Below are 3,810 nucleotides of genomic sequence, written 5' to 3' on the forward strand. Positions count from 1 at the left end.
CGTCGGTGGTGGTGACTCCGCCGTCGAGGAGGCCACGTTCCTGACCCGCTTCGGCTCCAAGGTGTCGCTGATCGTGCGCCGCGACGAGCTGCGCGCCTCGAAGATCATGCAGGAGCGGGCCTTCGCTGACCCGAAGCTCGAGATCATCTGGAACTCCGCCGTCGAGACCATCAACGGTGAGGAGTCCCTGGAGTCGCTGACCCTGAAGGACACCGTCACCGGCGAGCTCAGCGAGCTGCCCGCGACCGGCCTGTTCATCGCGATCGGCCACGAGCCCCGCTCCGAGCTCCTGGTCGGCCAGGTCGACCTCGACGACAACGGCTACGTGCTGGTCAAGCCCGGCTCGACCGCGACCAACATCGACGGCGTGTTCGCCGCCGGCGACCTGGTCGACCACGTCTACCGCCAGGCCATCACCGCCGCCGGCACCGGCTGTGCCGCCGCCCTCGACGCGGAGCGCTACATCGGCTTCCTCGACCACGCCGCAGCGACCGCAGGGAATACCCCCGCAAACGCGTAGGTTCTACGACCAGACGTTTCGTTCAAGATTCAAAATACCCCTGAAGGAGCCCTCGTGGCCGACAACATCTCCGCAGTGACCGACGCCGAGTTCGACGCTCAGGTCCTCAAGTCCGACAAGCCTGTCCTCGTGGACTTCTGGGCCGAATGGTGCGGTCCGTGCCGCCAGGTCGCCCCGATCCTCGACGAGATCGCCGGTGCCCACGGTGACAAGATCACGTTCTACAAGCTGAACGTCGACGAGAACCCGGTCACCCCGGCCTCGTACCGCGTCACCGGCATCCCGACGATCAACGTCTACCAGGGTGGCGAGGTCGTGAAGACGATCGTCGGCGCCCGCCCGAAGGCCGCGATCCTCAAGGAGCTCTCGGAGTTCATCGACGCCTGAGCACGACCGCTGGTTGAGGTGCGAGGCCGCCCGCGGCCGAGCCTCGAAACCACGCAGACGCCCCCGGGGACTCAACCCCGGGGGCTTCCTGTTTCCCGTGAAACAGGCGTCGGCGCCGGCTTCGGCCGTCGTACGACGCCCACGATCCGCTCCCACGCAGCCTCCACCTCGCCCCGCCAGGTGATGAGCGAGCGCATCTCCATCCGCATCCGCGGCGTCCGCGGGTGCGCCCGGTGCGTCTTGAAGCCCACCCGGGCCAGGAATTCCGCCGGTACGACGCAGGTCGGGCTCTTCCGGGCGCCCGGAACGGCCACACCGGTGCTGGCGAACGCCTCCACGGCGCGGATGTCGTCGCGGCCGACCAGGTCGCGGGCCATGCCCTGCACCAGGAGGCGTCCCAGGCCGGCTCCGGTGAACTCCGGACGCACCCAGGCCGTCGTCAGCAGCACGGCATCGGCCGAGACGGGGGCGGTGGGGAACGCGGCGGATCCCGGCACGAACGCGGGCGGGGCGTAGGTCAGGTAGCCGACCGGCTCGCCGTCGACCAGGGCCACCCGACCGCAGGAGCCCCACTCCCGCAGCACCTCGGAGATCCAGGTCTCCTTCTCGCGCGCCCACTCGGGCTCGGGGATCGCGTCGCGGTGCACCGGTTCGCGCTCCCAGAACAGGCAGGAGTGGCAGGGCGCGTCGAGGGCCTCGAGCAGGTCGAGGGTCAGCGGAACCGTCGTACGCGCCATCGCGCTCTCCTTGGCGGGGTGCTGTCGATGGTAGTCCCGAAATCCGCTGGCGCGGACCTGCGAGAATGCCGTGTGCGCAAGATCCGCCAGAGCCAGAAGCTTCGCAATGTCCGGTACGACGTCCGGGGACCCATCCTCGTCGAGGCCCAGCGCCTCGAGGCCGAGGGCCACCGGATCCTGAAGCTCAACATCGGCAACCCGGCACCGTTCGGGTTCGAGGCTCCGGAGGCGATCCTCGCCGACGTGATCCACCACCTGCCCGAGGCGCAGGGCTACAGCGACTCGCGCGGCATCTACTCCGCCCGCACCGCGGTCGCGCAGTACTACCAGTCCCGCGGGCTCAAGGACACCGACGTCGAGGACGTCTTCATCGGCAACGGCGTCTCCGAGCTGATCTCGATGGTGCTCCAGGCGTTCATCGACGACGGCAACGAGATCCTGGTGCCGGCGCCCGACTACCCGCTGTGGACCGGCGCGGTGTCGCTGTCCGGTGGCAAGCCCGTGCACTACAAGTGCGACGAGGACAACGACTGGATGCCGGACCTCGCCGACATCGAGTCGAAGATCACCGAGAACACGCACGCGCTGGTCATCATCAACCCCAACAACCCCACGGGTGCCGTCTACAGCAAGGACATGGTCGCCAAGCTCGTCGACATCGCGCGACGCCACGACCTCGTGGTCTTCGCCGACGAGATCTACGAGAAGATCCTGTTCGACGACGCGGTGCACCACCACGCGGCCGCAGCAGCCGGTTCCGACGTGCTGTGCCTGACCTTCAGCGGCCTCTCGAAGGCCTATCGCGTCTGTGGGTACCGCGCCGGCTGGGTGATGATCTCGGGCCCCAAGGAGATCGCCGAGGAGTTCCTCGAGGGCCTCACCCTGATCGCGAACATGCGGATGTGCGCCAACGTGCCCGCCCAGCACGCGATCCAGACCGCCCTGGGCGGCTACCAGTCGATCAACGAGCTGATCGTGCCCGGAGGCCGCTTCTACGAGCAGTCGATGCTCGCCGACCGGCTCCTGAACGAGATCCCCGGCGTCTCCTCGGTCCGCCCGCGCGGCGCGCTCTACTGCTTCCCCCGCCTGGACCCCGAGGTCTACGCCATCGACGACGACGAGCAGTTCGTGATCGACCTGTTGCGCTCGAAGAAGATCCTGGTCACCCACGGCTCCGGCTTCAACTGGCCCGCCCCCGACCACTTCCGCCTCGTCACGCTCCCCGACGTCGACGTGCTCGAAGAGGCCATTGGCCGGATCGCGGAATTCCTCGCCACACGACGCTGACACACTGGGGGGTATGCGCGACATCACGTACCCGCCCGTCATCATCACGGCCAAGGTCCTCTTCAAGGCCCTCGGCCAGAAGTTCCAGCTGTCCGGCACGGAGAACGTGCCGAGGACCGGCGGGGCGCTGCTGGCGATCAACCACACCGGGTACGTCGACTTCATCTACGGCGGCCTCGGCGCCAACCCGTCCAAGCGGCTGGTCCGGTTCATGATCAAGAAGGAGATGATGGACACCCCCGGGGTGGGCCACCTGCTGCGTTCCTTCCACCACATCACCGTGGACCGCTCGTCGGGCGCACAGTCGATGCTCGATGCGAAGGCCTACCTGGAGGCCGGGGAGGTCGTGGGCATCTACCCCGAGGCCACCATCTCGCGTTCCTTCGAGATCAAGGAGCTCAAGGTCGGGGCGGTCAAGATCGCCGCCGAGACCGGCGTCCCCCTGATCCCGATGATCGTGTGGGGCGCCCACCGGCTGATGACCAAGGACCACGAGAAGGACTTCTCCCGCAAGCGCAAGACGATCGCGGTCAAGGTCGGCGAGCCGATGTACCCGACCGGCGAGGACCTCGCCGCCGAGACCGCCGCACTGCGCGCGGCGATGCAGAAGATGCTCGACGAGGTCATCGCGGAGTACCCCGAGGACGAGAAGGCCCCCGGCTCCTGGTGGACCCCCGCCCGCTTCGGTGGCTCCGCGCCGACGCCGGAGAAGGCCCTCGAGATGGACGCCGCCGAGCTCAAGGAACGGGCCGCCAAGCGTGCGGCCAAGGCGGCCGAGAAGCGCGCTGCGAAGAAGGACAAGTAGACCTACCGATATATCGGTTTGTCGCCTTGTCGCTTTGTCGACAATCGGTGTTTCTGCAGGTCAGACGGCTTGTC

Annotated in this window: 5 protein-coding genes; 4 read left to right on the forward strand and 1 reads right to left on the reverse strand. The window is 67.8% G+C overall.

Annotated elements, in window-relative coordinates; genetic code table 11:
* Both ACOADB_RS01755 and trxA read left to right on the forward strand, forming a co-directional pair.
* The coding region (locus ACOADB_RS01755) for an NAD(P)/FAD-dependent oxidoreductase (RefSeq protein WP_378596184.1) at window positions 1–520 on the forward strand (520 nt) is incomplete at its 5' end.
* A 54-nt stretch (window positions 521–574) separates the two neighbouring features.
* Window positions 575–907, forward strand: a complete 333-nt coding sequence (trxA, locus tag ACOADB_RS01760) for a thioredoxin (protein WP_036543871.1) — start codon at window positions 575–577, stop codon at window positions 905–907.
* Window positions 908–978: 71 nt separating this feature from the next.
* Here the strand turns inward: trxA and ACOADB_RS01765 are convergent, their stop codons facing one another.
* The gene (locus tag ACOADB_RS01765; protein WP_378596185.1) at window positions 979–1,644 is read right to left on the reverse strand and encodes a GNAT family N-acetyltransferase; all 666 of its coding nucleotides are present in this window, start codon (window positions 1,642–1,644) and stop codon (window positions 979–981) included.
* Window positions 1,645–1,716: 72 nt separating this feature from the next.
* On the opposite strand from ACOADB_RS01765, the gene ACOADB_RS01770 reads away from it, so the two are divergent.
* Entirely contained in the window at window positions 1,717–2,931 is a 1,215-nt protein-coding gene (locus ACOADB_RS01770; protein ID WP_378596186.1) for a pyridoxal phosphate-dependent aminotransferase, read from the forward strand.
* Window positions 2,932–2,944: 13 nt separating this feature from the next.
* The gene (locus ACOADB_RS01775; RefSeq protein ID WP_378596187.1) at window positions 2,945–3,736 is read left to right on the forward strand and encodes a lysophospholipid acyltransferase family protein; all 792 of its coding nucleotides are present in this window, start codon (window positions 2,945–2,947) and stop codon (window positions 3,734–3,736) included.
* Window positions 3,737–3,810: the final 74 nt, after the last annotated feature.

Source organism: Nocardioides sp. CPCC 206348, from assembly GCF_048654705.1.
Taxonomy (GTDB): domain Bacteria; phylum Actinomycetota; class Actinomycetes; order Propionibacteriales; family Nocardioidaceae; genus Nocardioides.